The organism is Leptolyngbya sp. DQ-M1 (assembly GCF_039962505.1).
Classification (GTDB): domain Bacteria; phylum Cyanobacteriota; class Cyanobacteriia; order Leptolyngbyales; family Leptolyngbyaceae; genus Leptolyngbya.
Map to the genome: position 1 here is coordinate 500,369 of NZ_JAMPLJ010000004.1, position 21,718 is coordinate 522,086.

22 protein-coding genes are annotated in these 21,718 nt (G+C 47.6%); 15 read left to right on the forward strand and 7 right to left on the reverse strand.

Annotated elements, in window-relative coordinates; all coding sequences use genetic code 11:
• Positions 1–30: 30 nt before the first annotated feature.
• Complete coding sequence (locus NC981_RS15670) at positions 31–576, reverse strand: late competence development ComFB family protein (protein WP_190377867.1); 546 nt, start codon at positions 574–576, stop codon at positions 31–33.
• 357 nt (positions 577–933) lie between these two features.
• Here NC981_RS15670 and NC981_RS15675 point away from each other — a divergent pair, with 357 nt between their 5' ends.
• From NC981_RS15675 to NC981_RS15685, 3 genes are all read left to right on the forward strand, one after another.
• Entirely contained in the window at positions 934–2,121 is a 1,188-nt protein-coding gene (locus NC981_RS15675; protein ID WP_348243799.1) for a glycosyltransferase family 4 protein, read from the forward strand.
• 523 nt (positions 2,122–2,644) lie between these two features.
• Positions 2,645–3,376: an outer membrane beta-barrel protein gene (locus NC981_RS15680; protein WP_348243800.1), complete on the forward strand. Its 732-nt coding sequence runs from the start codon at positions 2,645–2,647 to the stop codon at positions 3,374–3,376.
• A 187-nt stretch (positions 3,377–3,563) separates the two neighbouring features.
• The gene (locus NC981_RS15685) at positions 3,564–4,418 is read left to right on the forward strand and encodes a histidine kinase (RefSeq protein WP_348243801.1); all 855 of its coding nucleotides are present in this window, start codon (positions 3,564–3,566) and stop codon (positions 4,416–4,418) included.
• Between the two features lie 71 nt (positions 4,419–4,489).
• Here the strand turns inward: NC981_RS15685 and NC981_RS15690 are convergent, their stop codons facing one another.
• The gene (locus NC981_RS15690; protein ID WP_348243802.1) at positions 4,490–5,971 is read right to left on the reverse strand and encodes a phospholipid carrier-dependent glycosyltransferase; all 1,482 of its coding nucleotides are present in this window, start codon (positions 5,969–5,971) and stop codon (positions 4,490–4,492) included.
• A gap of 241 nt (positions 5,972–6,212) precedes the next feature.
• Between NC981_RS15690 and NC981_RS15695 the strand changes: the two genes are divergently transcribed.
• The 5 genes from NC981_RS15695 (at position 6,213) to NC981_RS15715 (ending at position 9,760) form a co-directional block, all read left to right on the forward strand.
• Positions 6,213–6,920, forward strand: coding sequence for a response regulator transcription factor (locus tag NC981_RS15695; protein WP_348243803.1), 708 nt, complete (start codon positions 6,213–6,215; stop codon positions 6,918–6,920).
• A 74-nt stretch (positions 6,921–6,994) separates the two neighbouring features.
• The gene (locus NC981_RS15700) at positions 6,995–7,225 is read left to right on the forward strand and encodes a hypothetical protein (protein WP_348243804.1); all 231 of its coding nucleotides are present in this window, start codon (positions 6,995–6,997) and stop codon (positions 7,223–7,225) included.
• A 108-nt stretch (positions 7,226–7,333) separates the two neighbouring features.
• Positions 7,334–8,743 carry an argininosuccinate lyase gene (gene argH, locus NC981_RS15705; protein WP_348243805.1) on the forward strand — a complete coding sequence of 470 codons (1,410 nt, stop codon included), beginning with the start codon at positions 7,334–7,336 and terminating at the stop codon, positions 8,741–8,743.
• A 2-nt stretch (positions 8,744–8,745) separates the two neighbouring features.
• On the forward strand, positions 8,746–9,204 hold the full coding sequence (gene bcp / locus NC981_RS15710; RefSeq protein ID WP_348243806.1) for a thioredoxin-dependent thiol peroxidase: 459 nt from the start codon (positions 8,746–8,748) through the stop codon (positions 9,202–9,204).
• Positions 9,205–9,304: 100 nt separating this feature from the next.
• Entirely contained in the window at positions 9,305–9,760 is a 456-nt protein-coding gene (locus tag NC981_RS15715) for an NUDIX hydrolase (RefSeq protein ID WP_348243807.1), read from the forward strand.
• Positions 9,761–9,772: 12 nt separating this feature from the next.
• Here the strand turns inward: NC981_RS15715 and NC981_RS15720 are convergent, their stop codons facing one another.
• Positions 9,773–10,570 (reverse strand): pantothenate kinase, encoded by a 798-nt coding sequence (locus NC981_RS15720; RefSeq protein ID WP_348243808.1) that lies wholly within the window; start codon positions 10,568–10,570, stop codon positions 9,773–9,775.
• Between the two features lie 108 nt (positions 10,571–10,678).
• Here NC981_RS15720 and NC981_RS15725 point away from each other — a divergent pair, with 108 nt between their 5' ends.
• Together NC981_RS15725 and NC981_RS15730 are read left to right on the forward strand one after the other, a co-directional pair.
• Positions 10,679–12,415 (forward strand): diflavin flavoprotein, encoded by a 1,737-nt coding sequence (locus tag NC981_RS15725; protein WP_348243809.1) that lies wholly within the window; start codon positions 10,679–10,681, stop codon positions 12,413–12,415.
• 96 nt (positions 12,416–12,511) lie between these two features.
• Positions 12,512–14,233: a diflavin flavoprotein gene (locus NC981_RS15730; protein ID WP_348243810.1), complete on the forward strand. Its 1,722-nt coding sequence runs from the start codon at positions 12,512–12,514 to the stop codon at positions 14,231–14,233.
• Positions 14,234–14,310: 77 nt separating this feature from the next.
• Here the strand turns inward: NC981_RS15730 and NC981_RS15735 are convergent, their stop codons facing one another.
• On the reverse strand, positions 14,311–15,309 hold the full coding sequence (locus NC981_RS15735; protein ID WP_190377879.1) for a squalene/phytoene synthase family protein: 999 nt from the start codon (positions 15,307–15,309) through the stop codon (positions 14,311–14,313).
• Between the two features lie 379 nt (positions 15,310–15,688).
• Here NC981_RS15735 and accD point away from each other — a divergent pair, with 379 nt between their 5' ends.
• The 5 genes from accD (at position 15,689) to petJ (ending at position 18,823) form a co-directional block, all read left to right on the forward strand.
• Positions 15,689–16,609: an acetyl-CoA carboxylase, carboxyltransferase subunit beta gene (accD, locus tag NC981_RS15740; RefSeq protein ID WP_348243811.1), complete on the forward strand. Its 921-nt coding sequence runs from the start codon at positions 15,689–15,691 to the stop codon at positions 16,607–16,609.
• A 174-nt stretch (positions 16,610–16,783) separates the two neighbouring features.
• Positions 16,784–17,275: a photosystem II cytochrome c-550 gene (psbV, locus tag NC981_RS15745; protein WP_348243812.1), complete on the forward strand. Its 492-nt coding sequence runs from the start codon at positions 16,784–16,786 to the stop codon at positions 17,273–17,275.
• A gap of 23 nt (positions 17,276–17,298) precedes the next feature.
• Positions 17,299–17,802, forward strand: a complete 504-nt coding sequence (gene psbV2, locus NC981_RS15750; RefSeq protein ID WP_348243813.1) for a photosystem II cytochrome PsbV2 — start codon at positions 17,299–17,301, stop codon at positions 17,800–17,802.
• A 120-nt stretch (positions 17,803–17,922) separates the two neighbouring features.
• Positions 17,923–18,336 (forward strand): plastocyanin, encoded by a 414-nt coding sequence (petE, locus tag NC981_RS15755; protein ID WP_190377883.1) that lies wholly within the window; start codon positions 17,923–17,925, stop codon positions 18,334–18,336.
• A 94-nt stretch (positions 18,337–18,430) separates the two neighbouring features.
• Positions 18,431–18,823: a cytochrome c6 PetJ gene (petJ, locus tag NC981_RS15760; RefSeq protein WP_348243814.1), complete on the forward strand. Its 393-nt coding sequence runs from the start codon at positions 18,431–18,433 to the stop codon at positions 18,821–18,823.
• Here petJ and NC981_RS15765 read toward each other — a convergent pair.
• The 3 genes from NC981_RS15765 to NC981_RS15775 all read right to left on the reverse strand — a co-directional run bounded on the left by NC981_RS15765 (position 18,812) and on the right by NC981_RS15775 (position 21,560).
• Positions 18,812–19,687: a 2-hydroxy-3-oxopropionate reductase gene (locus NC981_RS15765; RefSeq protein WP_348243815.1), complete on the reverse strand. Its 876-nt coding sequence runs from the start codon at positions 19,685–19,687 to the stop codon at positions 18,812–18,814. The two genes, petJ and NC981_RS15765, sit on opposite strands and share 12 nt — an antisense overlap.
• A 4-nt stretch (positions 19,688–19,691) precedes the next feature.
• On the reverse strand, positions 19,692–21,008 hold the full coding sequence (locus tag NC981_RS15770) for a four-carbon acid sugar kinase family protein (protein WP_348243816.1): 1,317 nt from the start codon (positions 21,006–21,008) through the stop codon (positions 19,692–19,694).
• A gap of 138 nt (positions 21,009–21,146) precedes the next feature.
• Positions 21,147–21,560: a hypothetical protein gene (locus NC981_RS15775; protein WP_348243817.1), complete on the reverse strand. Its 414-nt coding sequence runs from the start codon at positions 21,558–21,560 to the stop codon at positions 21,147–21,149.
• Between the last annotated feature and the right edge of the window lie 158 nt (positions 21,561–21,718).

Here is a 21,718-nt window from a genome sequence, read left to right on the forward strand (position 1 = left end):
CTCATGAAAAATATCTAACAATAGAAATATCTAACGATGTGGCTCTGGCTCGAAACTGGGAGCATACGCCTGCAAAAGACTGCCCACTTGAGTGAGAATCTCATCTTTCGAGCTTTTGCCGAGAATCTGACGTTCTGGGAAGAAATCAGGCTTATCAAGATTTTTCGCGATCGCTTCTCCAACTCGCTGCGAAATCATTCCTTGTAAATCTTCTTTAGCGTGTTGCCGTTGATAGTTCGCGCCTTCTTCAGTCGTAGCGTAAAGCGGCGGTAAACGGTTCAACGCATAAGCGGCAATATCACCTAAATCTAAGGTGCGATCGCTAGTCGCTTCAATTTCTGCAACCCGTGCGATCGCTTCCGTTAAGACCAATTCTTCCATGACGTTAATAAACTGCTTACGGGGAACGGCAACCACTTCTCCAGTCAGGAGCGCTCCCATCAATCGATCCAACGCCATATACTCTTCGATCGACAGTTCCGAGGCGGTGTCGCAGATACGCCCAACTTCGGCTTCCATCGCGGGGGTCAAATAGCCATCCTGAAGGGCTTGATCAACGATTTTTTCAATGCTCATATCGCCTCTTTCAACTCCATCGCAGCGGATTGTTTATCGATTTCCTCTGCATCATTTTGCCCTAGTTTGCGTACCCAGGAACACTCTGATGAAAGCTTATTGTAGCAGTACAAAAATAAAGGATTGTGGCTGAATCTTTAGTGTTTTTTAATACGACAATTCATTCAGGATCGATCAAGTCTACGACCTCACACTGAGTCTATTTTTTAGCATAAAGTTTTATCAATCTCGAAAAAACAGACTGATAGAATCAGGATTCCATCTGTAAGAGGTTCCATATCTAACACTTGGGCGCTGGTGAAGGAAAGGACTCAAAGCAAGTACAAACATACCGCTGGTAAAAGGGCGTTAAGAGCGATGAAGATTTTGGTGCTGACTTGGGAATTTCCACCCCGCATCGTGGGCGGCATTGCTCGCCATGTTGGAGAACTTTACCCAGAGTTGGTGAAACTGGGGCATCAAATTGTATTGATTACCGTGGAGTTTGGACTGGCACCTCATTTTGAGGTTGTGGAGGGAGTCCAAGTTCATCGAGTCGCCGTAGCAAAACATGAAGATTTTTTCCAATGGGTCTGTGCCATGAACGATAGCATGGGACAGCACGGCGGTAAATTAATCCTAGAAGAAGGCGGCTTTGATGCCATTCATGCTCATGACTGGCTGGTGAGCGATGCGGCGATCGCGTTAAAACATCACTTTAAAGTGCCACTTGTGGCAACCATTCATGCTACAGAACGTGGACGGCATGGTGGAATTTTTAACCCAACGCAGCATTATGTTCACGGAAAGGAGCGGTTGTTAACTCACGAAGCGTGGCGAATTATTGTTTGCACAAACTTTATGCGGCGAGAAGTTGAGCAAACCCTCGCGGCACCGTGGGACAAAATTGATGTCGTCTACAATGGCATCCGGCGCGAGAAAAAACAGCTTGACCCGGATTTCGACTATTGGGAGTTTCGGCGGCGTTTTGCGGTCGATCAGGAGAAAATTGTCTATTACGTCGGCAGGATGACGCATGAGAAAGGGGTTTCTGGCTTGATTCAGGCGGCTCCGAAGATCCTACATGAGATGAATCAGCGCGTGAAATTCGTTTTTATTGGGGGTGGACACACAGAACATCTCAAGCAGCAGGCGAAAGAACTCGGAATTTGGAGACATTGCTTCTTCGCTGGATTTATGCCGGATCAAGACCTCGATCGCTTTCAGACGATTGCAGATTGTGCGGTTTTCCCAAGTTTGTATGAACCTTTCGGAATTGTGGCGCTCGAAAGCTTTGCAGCGCGAGTGCCCGTTGTTGTTTCCGATGCAGGGGGATTTCCTGAAGTTGTGCGGCATGGCAGGACTGGAATTGTGACTTGGGTGAGTAACCCAGAGTCGATCGCTTGGGGAATTTTGGAAATATTGAAGCGTCCAGAGTTTGCGCGATCGCTGGTGCAGAACGCCTATGAAGATTTAGTCCGGCGGTTTGACTGGAGCAAGCTGGCACAGCAAACTGAAGCCGTGTATGGGCGCGTCCTGCATGAACGGGCAGAGGTGGATTGGTAGAATTCACGCCGTAGTTTCATGTCAGCGAAAAGTTTCTTTATTTTGCAGAGCGATCGGCTCGGAACTTTTGATTCTGCTGCTGCATCTATAAATTGTGTAGCGACCCTGTTTGAGTTGTGAACGCTAAAAGGAGTAGGGGGTTGAAAAAGAAACGACACCCCACGCCCCATTTCACAACTAATTAGGATGACTATAGCCGCGCTCTTTACAACTGACCTCTTTCGGAAACCTAAAAGATATTGCTTCCGAAAATTCTAGTTAATAATGTGTAGTTATTCTCAGCCTTTTGGGTTAGGTACTTCTTGATTTAACGAGACGGAAAACCGAACTTTAACGCTAATTTTCACACCTAAAAATCATTTTCTTAGAGGCGTTTTCTTTGGCAAAATTGCAAAGAATGCCTCTTTTTTGTTGTTTTGAAAGAGAGATAAATGACAACATTTATGATGTGACACTTATAGAACAGACCATTGTTTAAGATGATTTGAAATCCTGCAAGATATACCAGAGATATGAGAAATCAATGCGATTTATTGCTGGTTCCTCCAGAAGTAATCTCAAGTTTTTGACTGATCAAACTGGAACTATTTCTAAAGATATAGAACTCCTAACCAATTCAAAAACCTCTGAAACTCCGGGAACACATCAAGCACTTCTTACGACATTGAAAGTAAGAATTGAAGGCAATAAACCTCAACTAAAGTTCTTCGTCACGCTAGGAAAAGTTATGAAACTCTCTCTCAAATCGGTAGCAACTCTTTCTGCTCTTTCTGCCCTTGCTTTGTCTCCTTTGTTCTTTGCAGGTTCTGCTTCTGCCCAATCTGTTCGCTTCGACGGAAGCTATGTTGGAGCTGGGGTTGGCGGCAGTGTGACCAGCGGCGGAGTCAGTAATGACGAAGCAGTATTTGGTGGAAACATTCAAGGTCGATTTGCAATTCCAAATGCGCCTGTTTCTGTTCGTGGTTCCGTTATGTTCAACGGCGACAACAGCGCGGTTATTCCTTCGCTGACCTATGATCTTCCTGTTTCTAGAAACACGAACGTCTATCTAGGTGCTGGCTACGGTTTTGTGCAAAAAGACGGTCAAACTTCTCAAATTGGCAACAAAGATTCTGCCGTTATTTCAGCAGGTGTTGAATCAGAAGTTGCAAAAGGCGTTGTTGTTTATAGCGATGCGAAATATGGCATCAATGCTTATCAAGGAAGCGGCAATGGTTCACTGAGCATTGTTGGTGGTGTAGGTCTGCGATTCTAGTTTCTTGAATTGCAATCTGAACACAATTTGCTTAGCGTTTTGTTGAAGCTTAAGGTCATCTAATTCAAAGCTTAGCTCCTGGTATTTTATCAGGAGCTTTTCTTATTAACCTTAAGAAAGAGGATGTTAAAGAAATCCTACGTCAGACTAGAGGAAGAAATAATAAGGTTTTAATTAGAGGATTCATATGGCTAATTCTGTCAAAGAGAAAATCTCATCTGACCTGAAGCAAGCAAAAGAAGTGGGACAACTCCGCACCGATCGCATTCGAGAAATTATGCGAAGCGCGATCGACCAAATCACTTCCGAATTGAAAGCAGGAACCGGAGATATTCGGTCGATCGTCAAGGATGCGTTTTCTAGTGCAGCAACAAGCTTGCAAGAAGGCGGGACACATATCAAAGAAGACATCACCGCTTCGGTTGAAGGAGTCGTCGAAGGAATTAGTCGCGCTCGTCAACAGCGTATTGCTGAAACTGAAGCAGAAGTGAAGCGGCTACAGACTCAACTCAGTGAACAAGAAGACGAACTAGAGCAACAAGTCGAAGCGGGCATGGAAGGGCTGAAGGAAGCCGCACGAGATATGTCTGTTGAAGTTCGGGAACAGATCGAGACGACGATCGAGACGATTCGCAACAGCGAGGAGGCGGGTTTGTTAAAGAAACGCTATGCTCAAGTGCAGGCACAGTTAGCCATTCTGCGGGCAAACCTGGCTGCACGCAGCGAGGATTATCACGATCGCGCTCAAGCTCACCTGAACGAAGCAAAAGAGTGGTACGACCAAGCCCGACCACAAGCCGAATCCGCAAAGACCCAAGCGGATCAAAAGATGGCAGACCTCGATCGACAAATTGGAGAAGCGGGAGTTGCTCTGGCACAACGGGAACGGCAAGTGCGAAAAATGCTCAAAGACTTGCTAAAACAAGCAACCGATATGGTGAGAGAAGCGGGAGAGGCGCGATCGAAGTCTTCTAATAGGACAGAAGACGCACCGAAATTGCCCCCTACTCAAATTGACATCGAAGATAGCAAGATCAAATAGAGCCTCAGCAAAATCGGGATAAGTTCAACGGGTTTCATTCAATGGAACCCGTTTCGTTTATTTCAGAGTCGTTAAATCCACGATCTCAGCCACATCCGCATCTCATATTCTGATTGCGACAATGGCAAGCCCAGATAAATCGGCATCCAAAACACAAACGCGATCGCACAAAGCATGATTACGCCAATTCCGAGCGCACGAGATTCGCGCTTGCGAAGCCAGCGATCGATCAGCCAAGCCAGTCCCATCGCGGCATAAATGGATGATCCCATGTAGTGATACAGAAACACACAGCGCGATACAGGCATCCAGGGCAGTAAATTCGCTACATACCCAGTCATTAGAAACAGCACAATCCATAACTCTTGAGGCGGCAAATAGCCTAGCTTGGGAGCTTGAGCCGTAACCAGAGTTGGCAAGATGTGCCAGTGTTCGACAAGTATCCAAATGAGAAATACGATCGCCACCGAAGAAAACCACCATAGCGCTGGATTTCCAATTGCATGAACATCGTAAACCACCCGTCCAGGCTGAAGAATTAGGGCAGAACTTCCGTTTGGAATTGGAGCAGTCGGTGAATTTGCAACTTGATAAAAATACGCAACTGGGCGAAGCATTAGTATCCAACTGTACCAAGTTGAGCAGTAAGGATGAATATTCATGCCGCTACCCACGCGCTGATGGTAAGACAAAATTTGCCTCTGAACTTCGATAAAGTTAAATTCAGGATTTAGATAAATATGAGGTAGCCAAATTAACCAATAAAACAGCGCTGGAACACCTGCAAAACAGAGTAAAAAAGAGAACAGATTAATCTGCGTAATTCGATACAACGATGAAGTTGGTAATGGATGATTAGAGACTTCTGTGAATCGTTGCGATCGCTGACTCATCCAATTAAGCAGGCGAAATAACCAACCTAATCCCCACAGGAAATAAGCACTCATCAAGAACCATAATCCGTTCCATTTGATTGAAGCAGAGGCAGCAAAAAATACTCCAGATCCAACGAGAAACCAATTCAATTTTTTTGGCGATCGTAAACTTAATAACAAGAACCATTGTCCCAACAATCCGAACAATATAAGGTAGATATTATTCAGGGCGTAGCGTGACTCAACCAGGAATAGACCATCCATCGCGGCAAGAATTCCGGCAATCAGACCATAGCTACGACGTTGGCTGAGTTGGTATGCGATCGCAGAAATAACTAGCGGAATAAAGGAACCTGTTAACGCATTAAGCCAGCGATAACTCCAGGTACTTAAAGTTGAGCCTGCCAAATTGTTTACAGTGTCTTGACCGATCGGAAGACGATTTCCAATCCAGATTCCGATTGCGATCAAGTATTTGCTTAACGGCGGATGACCATCGAAGAATCTTGTCCCAGTTAAGTAGTTATTCGCGAATTTTGCATAGTAAACTTCGTCAAAAACGAGTGTATTAAATCGTCCGAGTCCCCAGAACCGCAGACCCAGCGACACAAGAAATATTCCAAGGATTCCAAGCCGAAACCAGGAGATCGGCTTGACGGGTTGCTCAGTCTTTCGCATCACAACTTCACTGCCATTTTTTCTAGTCTTTCAGCATACTGACTTCTTCTCCAATTTGGTAAATTTCTGTCACAAAGGGCTTGATTTATTTCTATAAAAACGAAAAGATATTTTGATGATATTTTACAAATTATCGAGAACAATTTTCTCAACGGTTACTGTATTTCGAGTTCATTGCGTTCAGGAGTTTTTCGATCGCCCCCATCCCTAAACTTCATCTCTGAGAAGAGGAAAGCACTGTATGATTCGCGTATTGTTAGCCGATGATCAAAACCTCATTCGAGAAGGATTGAAAGCGCTTCTAGAGCAGGAGCCTGATCTGCAAGTTGTAGCAGATGTAGACAACGGTTGCGATGCGGTAGAGCAAACGGAAGCCCTCCAGCCAGATGTGGTGTTGATGGATTTGAAAATGCCAAAAATGGACGGCATCACTGCAACTCAAGCCATTTGTGAGCGCTGCCCAAAAACCCGCGTTTTAGTTCTGACCGCTACTGATGATGAAGCCTCAGTCCGAACCGCTTTGCGAGTTGGAGCGCGGGGCTATTTGCTCAAGGATATGTCGCCTGACGAGTTAGCCAATGCCGTTCGGACTGCACATAGAGGCTTTACTCAACTCAGTCCCGGAATTTTGCAGAAAGTGCTTGCTCCGCCGATCGGAGAAACCAGTCCTACCGAACCATCAATGACGAACGTTCTGCCGTTTATGCCGTCCCAGCGGCGTACTCCTGCTCCTAGCTTACCGCCTGGATTTGCTAAGCTGACTGCTCGTGAGCGCCAAGTGTTAAGACTGATCGCAGAAGGATCGAGCAACCGGGAAATTGCCCAATCGCTCGAAATCTCAGAAGGAACCGTGAAAAACCACGTCGCCAGCATTTTAGGGCGTTTGAATCTACGCGATCGTACGCAGGCGGCGATCATCGCGACCTCAGTAATGCCGCTTCTGAACTAGCATTTTCTCGGACTCTCTAACTTGATTCCTGTGATAAGACTGTGCTGAAAGCAAACCAATCACGGCACAATCACATGATTCATCTTGTTTTAGATCTACCCACCTGGTTCGATCACACCCTTCATCTGAGCGATGTTGTGCAATCGATCGATGTCAACATTCTGGCTCAGGAATTCAAGCAAACCGATATTGCCGGGAATGTCGGCAAAAGCTGGAATCACTTTGTCAGAACCGGTCAGGTTTGGGCATTTGTGTTAGGAGCTGGACTAGGGTACTTCGTCAGAACCTTTACTTCGTTCGGCTAATTCCGGCGAGTCTCTTTACTGGGATGAAAAATTAATCTGAGCTTCATCCCTTCTTTTCAACCGTTTGCGGTAGGCTTAGAACTTGCAGTCGATCGACAAAGAGTTCCCTTGAGTCAGCAGTCTCCTGAATCTAAACCTTCTCAAACTTGGAGCCAGCGTTTTGAAACGGCATTGCATCCCGCGATCGCGCAGTTTAACGCCAGCATCGGATTTGATATCGCGCTAATTGAATATGATTTAACGGGATCGCAAGCACACGCAAAAATGCTGGCAAAAACTGGCATTATTTCTGCGGAAGAGGGCGATCAGTTAGTCAAAGGACTAGAGCAGATCCGGCAAGAATATCGCCAAGGACAGTTTCAACCCGGCATTGATGCAGAAGACGTGCATTTCGCGGTAGAACACCGTCTCACCGAGATTGTGGGCGATGTTGGTAAGAAGTTGCATACCGCTCGATCGCGCAACGATCAGGTTGGAACTGATACCCGCCTTTATCTCCGCGCCCAAATTCAACAAATTCGTCAGCAGCTTCGAGACTTTCAAGGCGTTTTACTCGGACTCGCTGAGCAGCACGTTAAGACGCTAATTCCGGGCTACACCCATCTGCAACGGGCGCAGCCGATTAGTTTGGCACATCATTTGCTGGCGTATTTCGAGATGACGCAGCGCGACTGGACGCGACTCGGCGAAATTTATCAGCGAGTCAACGTTTCACCCTTGGGATCAGGGGCGCTAGCGGGAACAACCTTTCCGATCGACCGACATTACACCGCCGAATTGTTAGAGTTCGGGGGACTGTACGAAAACAGCTTAGATGGCGTGAGCGATCGAGATTTTGCGATCGAATTCCTCTGCGCTGCAAGCTTGATCATGGTGCATCTTAGCCGCTTGTCCGAAGAAGTAATTTTTTGGGCATCTCAAGAATTCAGTTTTGTCACGCTGAAAGATAGCTGCGCTACAGGATCGAGCATCATGCCGCAAAAAAAGAATCCCGATGTACCAGAACTCGTGCGCGGTAAAGCAGGGCGAGTCTTCGGGCATTTGCAGGGAATGTTGGTGCTGATGAAAGGACTGCCGCTCGCTTACAACAAAGATTTGCAAGAGGACAAAGAAGCCTTGTTCGATTCTGTGAACACCGTCAAGGCTTGTCTAGAAGCGATGACAATTTTATTTCAAGAAGGCTTAGAGTTCCGCACGGCACGATTGAACGAAGCGGTGACAGAAGATTTCTCAAATGCAACTGATGTGGCGGATTACCTTGCAGCAAAAGGAATTCCCTTTAGAGAAGCGTATAACCTGGTTGGGAAAGTGGTGCGATCGTGCCTCTCAGCCAATAAGCTGCTCAAAGACCTAACCCTTGCAGAATGGAAAGAACTTCATCCGGCGTTTGAGTCAGATATCTACGACGCGATCTCACCTGTGCAGGTCGTTGCAGCCCGAAATAGTTTCGGTGGAACTGGATTCGAGCAGATTAATCAGGCGATCGCATCCGCAAAACAACGATTTCAACAGAGCTAAGTATGGGACTAACTGTAGGCGATCGCGCTCCTGACTTCTGTTTACCCGATACTCAGGGAAATTTAGTCAAGCTTGCGGATTTCAAAGGTAAGCGAGTCGTTTTGTATTTCTACCCTCGCGATAATACTCCCGGATGCACTAAAGAAGCTTGTGGATTTCGGGATGCTTACGAGCAATATCAGACGCAAGATATCGTTCTATTGGGAATTAGCGCGGATGACGCTAATTCCCATGAGAAGTTTGTGACGAAGTACAATTTGCCGTTTCCGCTGCTGTGTGATGAAGGCGGTAAAGTAGCGGAGACTTATGAAAGTTACGGATTGAAGAAATTTATGGGCAAAGAGTTCTTAGGCGTAATCCGGAACACCTTTGTCATTAGCCCAGATGGTACGATCGAGAAAATCTACCGCAAAGTAAAACCTGAGTTTCACGCAGCACAAGTCCTCGCCGATCTCGCGTGAATTGCTTATCCTCCAGCGTCTCGTATCTACCAGAAATTCCCGCTCGACTGCTTCTATCACTTTTAGGCACTTCAACCCCTTCACCTCATATCGTGAATTTATGCGTCGGTTTTGGCGATATTTCCAAACCATTCTGGGTGTGATCTTCCGCCACCCGATTACTGGGACAAGCATCATTACAGTTTTACCGGACGATCGCATTGTGCTAATTCGGCGACGAGATAACGGACTGTGGAGCCTTCCCGGAGGCATTGTCGATTGGGGCGAAGACTTGCCGACGGCGATTCGCCGCGAGCTTGTCGAGGAAACAGGTTTAGAACTGACCAAAATTCGGCGATTAGTCGGAATTTACTCGGCTCCCGATCGCGATCCACGAATGCACTCAATTTGCATCGTTGTGGAAGTGGAAGCAACTGGAACCTTCAACCCAAAGGATATCGATGAAGTAGCAGATGTGCAGGCGTTCCATTGCTTACATCTACCCCCCGGTAAGCTCTCACATGATCACGATCAGCAGCTACAAGATTATTTTGAGGGCAGGACTACGATCGCTTAAAGTTTCAAGCGCTTAAGGTTTCAAGGCGTTGCGAACCGATCGCATTCCCCAAAACACTAAATCCAAATCGAGTCGAAGCTGCTCAAAAATTCGCGGCTCGGTCTGCTCAAAGAGCCGATAAATTAACTCCGCATCACCCCCGGTCAAGACGATCGTACTCCTTTCAAACTGCTGATTCCAGTCTTCGACAAAACTGCGAATTCCTGCTAAAAGTGTGTTCAAAATTCCGCTCTCGATCGCGGTTTGGGTATTCCTTGCCCATCGTTCAGGCAGAGTTTCAACTTGCCCGATCGTAGGAAGCGCTGCGGTCTGTTGTCCCAGAGCTTGAAACTGTAGCCGCACTCCAGGCACGATCGCGCCGCCAATCAACTCATGCTTTTCGTTCCCACCTGTAAAAGTCATTGCCGTTCCGCAATCGATGACTAAGGCTGGACTACCATAGACTTGGATAGCACCCCATAGAGCTAGAGCACGATCGACACCGAGCGTAGAATAAAGCTGATGAAGAGGAATTTCGCTGAGAGAGATGCCGTGAAAATTGGGAACATTCCGCCAGTAATCAACCTGCTTCGGGACAACTGACGCGACCCATAGCTCTGAATCGATGCTCATCCAAGGCAGCGATTGATAAACTAAGCTAATCGGTTTTGCTGTAGAGTTGGAATCACGATCGTTCAGCAGAATCACTGAATCCTCGGCGATATGTGACATATTGTATCTTTGTTGAATTTGGTCATTTTCAAACAAAGCCCAATGAAGTCGGGAGTTTCCAATATTTAGCGCGATCCAACGATTTGTAATTAGTTTCATTTATAGGTATGCTTACTTATTGAAACTTTACAAATTGAGATACAAGGCGCGACAATCAAGCTATAAGAGAACTGCGTTATCGTTTACATTACCTCTGGGAGATCGTTTATGGTCGCTTCTGCTCCTCGCTCAGCTCGATCACGAGTTCGTCTCACTACCGAAATCAGCGATATTGCACCCGAAACTACCACGATCCGATCGCTCGATTGGGATCGCGATCGCTTCGATATCGAATTTTCTCTTGAGAATGGAACAACTTACAATTCTTTTTTAATTAAAGGCGAGAAAGTTGCTCTAGTTGATACCTCACATGCGAAATTCCGTGAACTCTACATTGATGCTCTAAATGAGTTGATTGATCCACAAGACATTGACTATCTAATCATCAGTCACACCGAGCCAGATCATAGTGGCTTAGTCCGCGATGTCCTAGAACTCAATCCGGATATCATCGTCGTGGGTGCAAAAGTTGCGATCCAATTTCTCGAAAACTTGGTGCATCAGCCGTTCAAGAGCAAAGTTGTCAAGAGCGGCGATCGTCTGGAACTCGGCAATGGACACGAACTTGAATTTGTCTCTGCACCGAACTTACACTGGCCCGACACAATTTTCACCTACGACCACAAAACGCAAACGCTATTCACCTGTGATGCGTTCGGGATGCACTTCTGCGACGATCACACCTACGATGAAGACCTTGATATTCTCGAAGCCGAGTTTCGTCTATACTACGACTGCCTCATGGCTCCGAACGCTCGATCGGTACTCGGAGCGATCAAACGCATCAAAGAACTTCCCGAAATTACGACGATCGCCACAGGTCACGGGCCACTGCTGCGCTACAACATCGAAGAATTAGTCGGACGCTACCAAGATTGGAGCCAAACCCAAGCAAAAGCGACCACCACCGTTGGCTTATTCTATGTGGCAGGACATGGGTACGGCGATCAACTCGCGCAAGCGATCACAACCGGAATTACCAAAACCGGAGTCGCCGTTGAAATCATGGATCTGCGCGTTGCTGAACCGCAGGAAGTCCGCGAACTGGTCGAACTCTCCAGCGCGATCGTTCTGGGAATGCCCCCGCAATCTGGAGAAGTTGCTGAAAACGCTGCCGCCGCGATCGGTACCATTCTTGCTGCCGTAAATTCCAAGCAGAACTTTGGACTGTTTGAAGTCGGCGGCGGTAACGATGAAGCCGTTTATCCGATTCGCAACCGAATCCGGGAGATTGGCTTGGTTGAGAAATTTGAGCCAATCAAAATCGCAGACGAACCGACCGAAGCGATCTACCAGCTTTGCGAGGAGTCCGGCACAGACTTAGGACAATGGCTCACTCGCGATCGTACCGTCAAACAAATGAAAGCCCTCGACACCGAGCTAGATAAAGCCCTCGGTCGCATTAGCGGCGGTCTGTACATCATTACTGCCAAAAAGGGCGACATCTCCAGTGCAATGCTGGCATCTTGGGTCGCGCAGGCAAGTTCTGAACCGCTCGGAGTCTCGATCGCGGTTGCCAAAGATCGGGCGATCGAATCGTTCCTGCACATTGGCGATCACTTCGTGCTAAATGCGCTGGAAGAAGGAAAATATCAGGCATTAATGAAGCACTTCCTCAAGCGGTTTGCGCCGGGAGCCGATCGCTTTGCCGATGTCACCACCTATCCTGCGACTAATGGCTCACCGATTCTGGCTGAATCGCTGGCTTATCTAGAGTGCGAAGTTGTGAGCCGGATGGAATGCCCCGATCACTGGATTGTTTACAGCATCGTTACCACAGGGCGAGTCGCGAAAGCGGATGCGTTAACGGCTGTACACCATCGCAAAGTTGGCAATCACTATTAATACCGAATCTCCTCACCCCGACTTGTCCAGTCAGGGTGGGAGTTTGCAAAAGGATGAACCTGTCCTTTATGTCCCACCCTTCATCATGCTCGCCTTATGCTTCAAACTCGACCTAGAGATGTCCAAGTTGCCGAAATCGCTCAAGATACTTGGATCTTACGATCGCGCACCTGGGATCGGCTGAAATTTGAAACCGAATACGCCCGTCAAAAAGGAACAACTGCAAACAGCTACCTCATTCAAGCCGAAAAAAGTGCGCTGTTTGACCCACCGGGCGGCTCCTTTACCGATATCTTTCTCAAGGAACTCCACGACCACCAGTATTTCCAAAAGCTCGACTACCTAATTCTGGGTCACGTCAACTCCAATCGGATCGAAACGATCAAACGCCTGCTCGAAATTGCGCCACAAATTACGATCGTTTGCTCTCGCCCTGCCGCCAATAGCCTCAAGGCTGCATTCTCCAATCAGCCCCTAAACATCAACCCCGTTCGAGGTGAAGAAGTCCTCGACCTCGGAAAAGGGCACGAGCTTCAGTTTGCCTTTACGCCCACCCCGCGCTGGGTAGATGGACTCTGCACTTACGATCCGGCAACCCGTATTCTCTATACTGATAAATTCTTCGGCGCTCACGTTTGCGATGATGCCATTTTCGACGAGAACTGGAAGCAACTCGACGACGATCGCCATTACTACTTCGATTGCCTCCACGCAGCACAGTCAAAACAAGTCGAAGACGCGATCGACAAGATGGCTCGGTTTCGTCCGAAATGGTACGCGGTTGGACATGGCCCGATCGTGCGCTACAGCCTCAGCCGCCTCAAGCTCGAATACCTCGAATGGTGCGAACAGCAAGAGAATCAAGAACTTTCTGTAGCGCTGCTTTATACCTCTGCTTACGGCAACACCGCAACCGTCGCCCACGCGATCGCTAAAGGACTCACCGATGCTGAAATCAAAGTCGAATTGATTAATTGTGAACTCGTTGACCCCAGCGAAATCACAGCCGCGATCGAGCAATGCGACGGATTCGTCATCGGCTCTCCAACGCTGGGCGGACACGCTCCAACCCAAATGCAGACTGCTCTAGGATTAGTGCTTTCTACCGCTTCAAAAACCAAAATTGCAGGTGTTTTTGGTTCTTACGGCTGGAGTGGTGAAGCGATCGACCTACTCGAAGGCAGACTGCAAGATGCCGGATTTGCCTTTGGCTTCGACACCATTCGCGTCAAATTCACACCTTCAGAAGAAGTGCTGCAACACTGTGAAGCCGCCGGAGCCGAATTCGCTCAAGCTCTGAAAAAAATGAAAAAAATCAGAGCGCCGCGTCAAGGAGCCGTCGAAGCTCAAACCGATCGTACCGAGCAAGCGATCGGGCGCGTTGTCGGTTCGCTCTGTGTTGTGACTGCAAATCAGGGAGAAACACCGTTTGGGATTCTAACCTCGTGGGTGTCGCAAGCGACCTTTAACCCTCCTGGAATTACGGTTGCCTTACCGAAAGATCGAGCAGAAGGCGTTCTAGACCATCCTGAAATTCCCTTTGTGCTCAACATTCTGAAGGAAGGGCGAAACGTTCGGCGCACCTTCTTAAAAGCAACCGCTCCCGGTGAAAATCGTTTTGCTGAACTCAGCACCGATCACGCCTCTAATGGTTGCCCTATTCTTTTAGATGCTCTTGCCTACCTCGAATGCAAAATCGAGAATCGGATGGATTGCGGCGACCACTGGCTGCTTTATGCCACGATTGAGAATGGTAAAGTGCTTGAACCCACAGGCGTAACCGCAGTTCAGCACCGTAAAACCGCAAGCGCCTATTAAAGGCGAGTTGCTCTCGCTGTCTAACCGCTTTAAGTTGAAGCAGCGAGAGTATTGCTGTTCGGCAGAATCTTCTGAAGTTACCCGCACTGTGAAAGATCGGTTGCGACAAATTTCCGCAGCTTACAATGTCGATCGTGAAACGATACCGCTTTGCTAGACTGCTTCGGCGCGGTTGCGTTCCCCCATCTTGCAGGCATCAACAGCACTAAATCGCGCTGCACCTCACGCCAATAGACTTGCGGAAATCGCACATAATCATAATCGCAATGGCGCATCACCCGCTCAATGCGACGGTACCGATTCAGCGACCAATCGCGCAAAATCTGCCAAGACGGATGCAAATCAGACGACAAAAGAAATGGATAAGTGCGACGCTGTAGGGTTGGCAAATAATCATAAATCCAAAACTGCATCATCGATCGAAATCCCGGATTGTCATAGGCTCTAAGGTCTAGAATCTCAGATCGTGTCACAGCGAAGCGATCGAGCAATTCGTTGGGCAAATAGCAAATTCCTTGCTCTGCATCCTCACGTAAATCTCGTAGCGTATTGTAAAACTGATCGACGACCCCGAACGCGCCAACCACCTGGCAAGTCTGATCGGACAAAAACGGTAAAACCTGAAAAAATGATGCAGCTAACTCCCGCAGCATCGTCTCAAACTCAGCGATCGTATCAAAGACTAAATTCTTCTGGCTATACCGATTCAGCGCCGTTAAATACTGCTGCCAAGCCTGCCGGGAAAATTGACTACTTGGATCAGCCTGGTCAAACCAGCAGTCTCGCATCGACTCAAACAGCGATCGATGATCTCCCGTCGGCTGCACCGTTCCAGTCGCACTCAGCCAGCGCCACGAATTACAAAATGCTTGAAACTGTCCAGATCTCTCCTCAATCAGTTCATTTTCCGCTAAACGATCTGCTAAACGAATCCAACGAATCCGCTCAATCCAAGCTTGTCGAACGTCTGGATCTAACTCCATCACCCAAGCAGCATTATCTTCGTCTTTCAAAGCATCATCCGCAATGGCACGATAATGAGACGACCCAAACAACTCAGCAGTAGACGTGTTCATATCAACAGGTAAATTTCGGACTTGCCACGGCACTCGCGCTTAGAATTCCCAGATTTTGGTAGGATTAACGGATGTCAATGACAACAATTTAAGATAAGAGTTGCCAAAGTCTTGGGAATTGGATAAACCAAGAACGCGTCGAGAAAATATTTCTCAATCGAGCGGTTAAATGAGGTACGAGAGAATACAGCGACAAAAATGATTTCTCATCAGAGATGGGTTACGTACAAGCTTTCATACTGTTAAGGTAGTCAAATTTAGTACGTGTAGAGTATAGAAAAGAACGCATTTTTTAATACGATTTGATTGAACTAGCGACATGTTACTCGCTTTTATATAAGCCGTTAACTTTTATTCGTGGTAGTAGGTAGATTCACTAATGTCACTATTTGATTGGTTTGCAAATCGGCGAAAATCTGATCCGAAAGTTCCTCAGGCTCAAGAGCGAGAGATTGCTGATGGACTTTGGAAAAAGTGCGAAATGTGTGGTGTATTGACTTACACCAAAGACCTCAGAGCAAATCAGATGGTCTGCCTAGAATGCAGCCATCATATGCGTGTTTTTAGTCCAGAACGGATTCGACAATTGATCGACGCAGACACGTGGGTCCCGATCGATGAAGATATCCTTCCGACCGACCCGCTAAAATTCCGCGCTCGCAAATCTTACAGTGACTACCTGCGCGATACCCAAGAGAAAACCAAGCTGACTGAAGCCGTACAAACCGGAATCGGTCAACTCGATGGTTGCCAAGTTGCGCTCGGCGTAATGGATTTCCGCTTCATTGGGGGGAGTATGGGGTCGGTCGTGGGTGAGAAAATTACCCGCCTGATTGAACGCGCATCTCAGCAGCGCCTTCCGGTTGTGATTGTGTGCGCCTCTGGTGGCGCGAGAATGCAGGAAGGAATGCTGAGCCTGATGCAGATGGCAAAAATCTCCGGAGCGCTACAGCGTCACCGGGAAAGCCGCCTGCTTTACATCCCAGTCCTAACTCATCCAACGACTGGCGGTGTAACGGCGAGTTTTGCCATGCTGGGAGACATCATTCTGGCAGAACCGAAAGCCATGATTGCGTTCGCTGGGCGACGAGTGATCGAACAGAACTTACGCCAAAAACTTCCCGATGATTTTCAGACGGCGGAATATTTGCTAAATCATGGATTTGTTGATGCAATCGTGCCGCGCACCCAACTGAAAAAGACCTTAGCGCAACTGATTCGCCTGCATCAGCCTGTCATTCCGACCGCTCACGGCGTTCAGATTCCAGGGATAAAAACCTTTACCACGACTCCTGACTAGGTGGAATCTCAAGATTGGTGAAAGCATTGTCACAACGGCATGATATTGGTATTAAAGAGGTCTATTCTCATCATCAGCAAAGCCGATTCGAGCGACTTGCCGATTGCCTTCGGGCTGCCATTATCGATTGTTGTGTTGTGAAGTCCGATTACTGAGCCACATTTAAGGAGAACCATGCTTAAAAGATTTCTTTGGCTTGCTGTTGCCACTGTCTTTTTTGCTTTTCAGGTCTTTGCACCGTCTGCCAATGCTGCTGAACTTGATGCCGCAACCCGCACGGTGGTAAAAGATGCGAGCGGGGGTACTGTTACCCTCACCCCCAAGCAAGTAAAAGAAGGCAAGCGCCTGTTTCAATACGCTTGCGCTCAATGTCATGTGGGCGGTGTTACCAAAACCGACCCCAACGTTGGGCTTGACCCTGAAGCGCTTTCACTCGCGACCCCGCCTCGCAATAACATTGACGCGCTAGTCGATTACATGAAAGATCCGACCAGCTATGACGGAACCACATCGATCGCGGAAGTACATCCGAGCCTCAAGAGCAAAGATACCTTCCCGGCGATGCGGAACCTGACCGATCAAGATCTAACTGCGATCGCAGGTCACATCTTGCTGCAACCCAAAGTCGTTGGCGACAAATGGGGCGGCGGCAAAATCTACTACTAACCCAAATTTAGGCTGATCCTCTGATGCTGATACAAGCTTTCCGAACATTCTGGCAACGCTGCCTTCTAATCTTCTGTTTTGCTTTGTTCAGTTGGGGAGCGATCAGCCTTCCTGCGTATGCCAAAGTTGATCCATACGTTAGAAATTATTTACAAGTGACAGATCCGGTTCCAGTGGTAATGAATGATCGAGGAGAAACGCGATCGTTTTCCGCTGAGGACTTAATTAAAGGAAAAAACCTATTTGAGCTTCACTGTGCTTCCTGTCATGTCGGCGGTGCAACCTTACCGAACCCTACTGTCTCTTTATCGTTAGCAGCGCTAAGACACGCGATACCACCCCGCGACACAGTGGAACAATTAGTAAAATTCATGCGGCAACCGATGACCTATGATGGCAGCGAAGACAGCCTCCTCTGTCGTGAAGTGCCAGAGTCTTGGCTCTCTCAGGCTGAAGTCGAAAATCTTGCAGGCTTTATCTTAAGAGCTGCCGAAAAAGCAAAAGGTTGGGGGATCGCGAATTTTTAGAACGGATTTCTGGAAATGATTTTCGGTTAGAACCCGGTCAATGTGAGTACGACAGGCTGTAAAATGTAAAAACAATCTAGAGAACCCCTCTAGAAAACCATTTCGATTCGAGAGTGAACTATGAAATCGATCGCTTCTGCTATCCGGGGACTGACCCTGGCGTTCTGTGCAGTTCTACTAATTATGGGTAGCCTTTTCCTTTCTGCTGCTCCTGCTTCAGCAGATACCGTGAAAGTGAAAATGGGCGGTGCAAAGGGTCTAGTGTTTGAACCCGCAATTGTCACCGTTAAGCCTGGAGACACGATTGAATTTGCGGTAGGTCAATTGCCTCCTCATAACGTGATCTTTGATGCTGCAAAAGTTCCTGGTGGGAATGCAGAGTTGGCTGCTTCCTTATCGCACAAAGCTCTAGAAGGTGCGAAGAAGAGCTTTGAAATTACGATTCCGGCTGACGCTCCTGCTGGAGAGTACACCTATTACTGCTTGCCTCATCGTGGCGCGGGCATGGTCGGTAAAGTTGTCGTCCAAGGTTAATTTCCGCTATTCTCCTTGGTTCTACGGTTGCACTTTGATCTCGGCTTACAATGAAATCAGTGCTTTTACCCATATTGGCGCAGGACTAAGGAGAATGAACTCAAATTGGCAAACGTCTTGGTTTCGGAATGCGATCGCGCTTTTGATGTGCGCGATCGCAATTTTTATGACAATTTCTCCAGCATCAGCAGAATCATCAGATGGTGAACATCTGTTTAATGCAAATTGTTCTGCCTGTCACATTGGCGGTAACAATGTGATCATTTCGCACAAAACTTTGAAAAAGGAAGCCCTAGAGAAGTATGAAATGAAGTCTCTAGAGGCGATTCGGCATCAAGTGATCAACGGTAAAAATGCGATGCCTGCATTTGGGGGACGCTTGAGCGAAGAAGAGATCGAAGCGATCGCGACCTACGTCTTAGGACAGGCTGAGGCGGGTTGGTCAACCGCGCGAGTGGAGCCAACTGAGCAGATCTCAGGCATTTGAAAGCAGATCGTAAAGGAGCGCGATCGCAGCGTTATCAAGATTTCCCTTGCCTTGAGCAATCAGGGAATCCATTAAAACAGTCACTTGACTGCTTCCGAGCAAAGGGACTCCCACTTCTCGTCCAGTCTGCAAAACAATATTCATATCTTTTCGATGCAGATCGAGCTTGAATCCAGGCTGAAAACTGCCATCCAAGATGCGTTGCCCATGAACTTCTAGCACTCGGCTCTGAGCAAATCCACCCAGTAAGGCATCGCGAACTTTTGCCGGATCAACGCCTGATTTTTTCGCTAGCGTTAGTGCTTCTACAACCGCTTGAACCGTCATTGCAACCACGATTTGATTACACGCTTTCGTGACTTGTCCTGCGCCTGCTTCGCCGATGTGAACAATATTTTTTCCCATTGCTTGCAGAACGGGGAGGGCACGATCGAACGCCGCTTTTTCTCCCCCGACCATAATTGATAGGGTTCCCTGCTGTGCACCAATATCGCCCCCTGAAACTGGCGCATCCAGCGCCTGAATTCCGCGGGCTTGCAGTTCTGTGTAAATTTTCTTAGAGGTTGCAGGCGCGATCGTAGACATATCGATAAACAACAGTCCCGATCGCGATCCGGTTAAAACTCCGTCCTGTCCTAGTACAACGGATTCAACGTCTGGAGAATCCGGCAGGCAAGTAATCACAACGTCGGATTGTTCAGCAACTTGCTTGGGGGAAGTTGCGGGGGTTGCCCCTTGAGCGGCAAGTTCTGAAATGGGGGAGGGCGATCGGTTAAACACCGTCACAGGATAACCTGCTGAAAGCAGGTTTTGCACCATTGGCTTTCCCATGATGCCAAGTCCAATAAATCCGATGCGTTCCATGGGGTTAGATGTGTTGATTTAAGCGTTGATAAACGGTTGCTAATGCGGTTTCATCTCCGACATTTCCGGGAAAGAGAACGACGGGAAGGTTTGGGAACTGTGGGTGATCTTCTGCGGTTCTAACCATCGAAACGCCTGCCAAAACTTGACCTAAAAGTCGCGCAGTTCGGAGCGCTAATCCTTTGCTCAGGGTGTCGTTTGAGGTGATGCCGCCTTTGCTAATCAGGAAACCGATGTCTGCTGGAAGCTGCTGCAAAATGTCCATCAAAAGTGTTGAAACAGATTCGCCGAAATCCAAGCGAGTTTGGGCATCATCAAAGGTCAATTCTTTACGGCTGGTAAAGACGACAGGAGTTTTTCCAGCGTTGTGAATTTCGCTAATTTTTTCAACTGCGTCACTCAGTAAACGATCGTGCGCCTCATCTGATCCAGTCAATTGTGCAACCTCGATCTCAACGCCAACCGCTCCAGGAGCTTCGAGTAATTTCTGTAGCTGCTCGGTGGTCTTCTTTACGTGCGATCCAACGATTACGGCTCCGGGTTTGCCTCCCCGGACGTAACGTGCCATTTCTGCTTGTGCGATCAGTTGCGCTCCCAAATTTGCTAGCGATGTCAGCAGACTTGCTGCACTACGGAATAAAAAGCGTTTTCCTTCCGATGCAACAGTTAATACATCTGATGCAAATTTATCCATGTCTGCCTGTGTTTCTGCATCAACCACACAGCATTGATTATTATGTAAATTTTTTAATCTCGGCTGAATTCCTGCTCGTATGTCTGCTAGCAGAAATCGCTCGACTTGATCGGCATGAATGCGACCCTGTGTTTTTTCTCCCACATAATCCGGCAAATAGCTGTACTTGTATCCAAACACAGAATCTTTAGCAAATTCAGTGTCGTGAACTGGCGTATCGACACCATTGACTTTCAAATAATGCACACTGTCGCGAGTCGTTCGTCCGCCTTCAAAAAATGCAGGAACGAGGAAATGAGCATCAAACGAACCGAGTTCTTCCGCGATCGCATCCGTTTCGATCGGGTAATGTCCTCTCAAAGTCGAATCGGATCGACTTACCACCAGAAAATCTTGAATCGACTCAAGCGCGATCGCCTGCTTCAAATTGCGGCAAACTTCCTGAGTTACGCTTTTTGCAGCTTCGGGAGTCAGCGATCGCGTATTCGTCAGCACAAAGAAAATCGGCGCTTGATCGCGCAATCCCACACGCAAAGTCTCGACATCCCACTGCATCAGAAGCAGACAGCTGTGCACAGTTTGCGACCCTGTTGGATCATCATCTAAAACAATGATTTTTGGCTGCATCTTCCTGCCTCTAAGCGCTATACATCGCTCAATCTACCAGGAAAATGGATCTCTCTTGATTGGATCAACGATCGTCAAACAATAAAAATCTCCAATTTCGCAAGGAAACTGGAGATGATAACACCACAAGCACCCGAACTATTTACGAATGTCTTTCGCCATCTTGCGGAACATATCCATATCCGACGCAGCTTTTCGACGTTGAGCAGCCGCATCCTCGATCGGAGCAGTTGGAGACGATTTAGCTTCTTGCTTCGGATCAACAATTTCTACTTTGGCTTTACCCGGAGTCACGCGACCCATAGCAGAAAGCTCTTGGATGTATTCCTTCTCGTCTGGACTGTCCACTGTTTTAGGGAAAGTCCGTCGAATCCTTTTAGATGCCTTCATATACTCCGAATTGCCAAACGTCTGAGCTTCAGTAGCTTCCAGAAAGAAGGCAGCGCTTTCTTTTTTCGGACGCTCGGCTTTCTCTTTCTTCGGACGTTCTACGGGTGCTTCTGTCTCGTTCGATTTAGATTTTGAAAATAATCCTCGAATGAATCCGGTCATGAGGTCTCCTAACTGCTGAGCGTAACATCAATAGTGATGATGTTAAATTTTATCAAATTTATGAGTGTCATAGTACGGTTTTGATTGCACTTTCAATTGTTAGAAGAAGCTGAGGGACTTTGCCACCGCAGAAAAAGTTTGCCAAAATAAAGATAAGC

What these genes read in the sequence shown, in the direction of transcription:
- NC981_RS15670 (WP_190377867.1), bottom strand. Translation starts at nt 576, where the DNA reads ATGAGCATTGAAAAAATCGTTGATCAAGCCCTTCAGGATGGCTATTTG.
- NC981_RS15675 (WP_348243799.1), top strand. Translation starts at nt 934, where the DNA reads ATGAAGATTTTGGTGCTGACTTGGGAATTTCCACCCCGCATCGTGGGC.
- NC981_RS15680 (WP_348243800.1), top strand. Translation starts at nt 2,645, where the DNA reads ATGCGATTTATTGCTGGTTCCTCCAGAAGTAATCTCAAGTTTTTGACT.
- NC981_RS15685 (WP_348243801.1), top strand. Translation starts at nt 3,564, where the DNA reads ATGGCTAATTCTGTCAAAGAGAAAATCTCATCTGACCTGAAGCAAGCA.
- NC981_RS15690 (WP_348243802.1), bottom strand. Translation starts at nt 5,971, where the DNA reads ATGCGAAAGACTGAGCAACCCGTCAAGCCGATCTCCTGGTTTCGGCTT.
- NC981_RS15695 (WP_348243803.1), top strand. Translation starts at nt 6,213, where the DNA reads ATGATTCGCGTATTGTTAGCCGATGATCAAAACCTCATTCGAGAAGGA.
- NC981_RS15700 (WP_348243804.1), top strand. Translation starts at nt 6,995, where the DNA reads ATGATTCATCTTGTTTTAGATCTACCCACCTGGTTCGATCACACCCTT.
- bcp (WP_348243806.1), top strand. Translation starts at nt 8,746, where the DNA reads ATGGGACTAACTGTAGGCGATCGCGCTCCTGACTTCTGTTTACCCGAT.
- NC981_RS15715 (WP_348243807.1), top strand. Translation starts at nt 9,305, where the DNA reads ATGCGTCGGTTTTGGCGATATTTCCAAACCATTCTGGGTGTGATCTTC.
- NC981_RS15720 (WP_348243808.1), bottom strand. Translation starts at nt 10,570, where the DNA reads ATGAAACTAATTACAAATCGTTGGATCGCGCTAAATATTGGAAACTCC.
- NC981_RS15725 (WP_348243809.1), top strand. Translation starts at nt 10,679, where the DNA reads ATGGTCGCTTCTGCTCCTCGCTCAGCTCGATCACGAGTTCGTCTCACT.
- NC981_RS15730 (WP_348243810.1), top strand. Translation starts at nt 12,512, where the DNA reads ATGCTTCAAACTCGACCTAGAGATGTCCAAGTTGCCGAAATCGCTCAA.
- NC981_RS15735 (WP_190377879.1), bottom strand. Translation starts at nt 15,309, where the DNA reads ATGAACACGTCTACTGCTGAGTTGTTTGGGTCGTCTCATTATCGTGCC.
- accD (WP_348243811.1), top strand. Translation starts at nt 15,689, where the DNA reads ATGTCACTATTTGATTGGTTTGCAAATCGGCGAAAATCTGATCCGAAA.
- psbV (WP_348243812.1), top strand. Translation starts at nt 16,784, where the DNA reads ATGCTTAAAAGATTTCTTTGGCTTGCTGTTGCCACTGTCTTTTTTGCT.
- psbV2 (WP_348243813.1), top strand. Translation starts at nt 17,299, where the DNA reads ATGCTGATACAAGCTTTCCGAACATTCTGGCAACGCTGCCTTCTAATC.
- petE (WP_190377883.1), top strand. Translation starts at nt 17,923, where the DNA reads ATGAAATCGATCGCTTCTGCTATCCGGGGACTGACCCTGGCGTTCTGT.
- petJ (WP_348243814.1), top strand. Translation starts at nt 18,431, where the DNA reads ATGAACTCAAATTGGCAAACGTCTTGGTTTCGGAATGCGATCGCGCTT.
- NC981_RS15765 (WP_348243815.1), bottom strand. Translation starts at nt 19,687, where the DNA reads ATGGAACGCATCGGATTTATTGGACTTGGCATCATGGGAAAGCCAATG.
- NC981_RS15770 (WP_348243816.1), bottom strand. Translation starts at nt 21,008, where the DNA reads ATGCAGCCAAAAATCATTGTTTTAGATGATGATCCAACAGGGTCGCAA.
- NC981_RS15775 (WP_348243817.1), bottom strand. Translation starts at nt 21,560, where the DNA reads ATGACCGGATTCATTCGAGGATTATTTTCAAAATCTAAATCGAACGAG.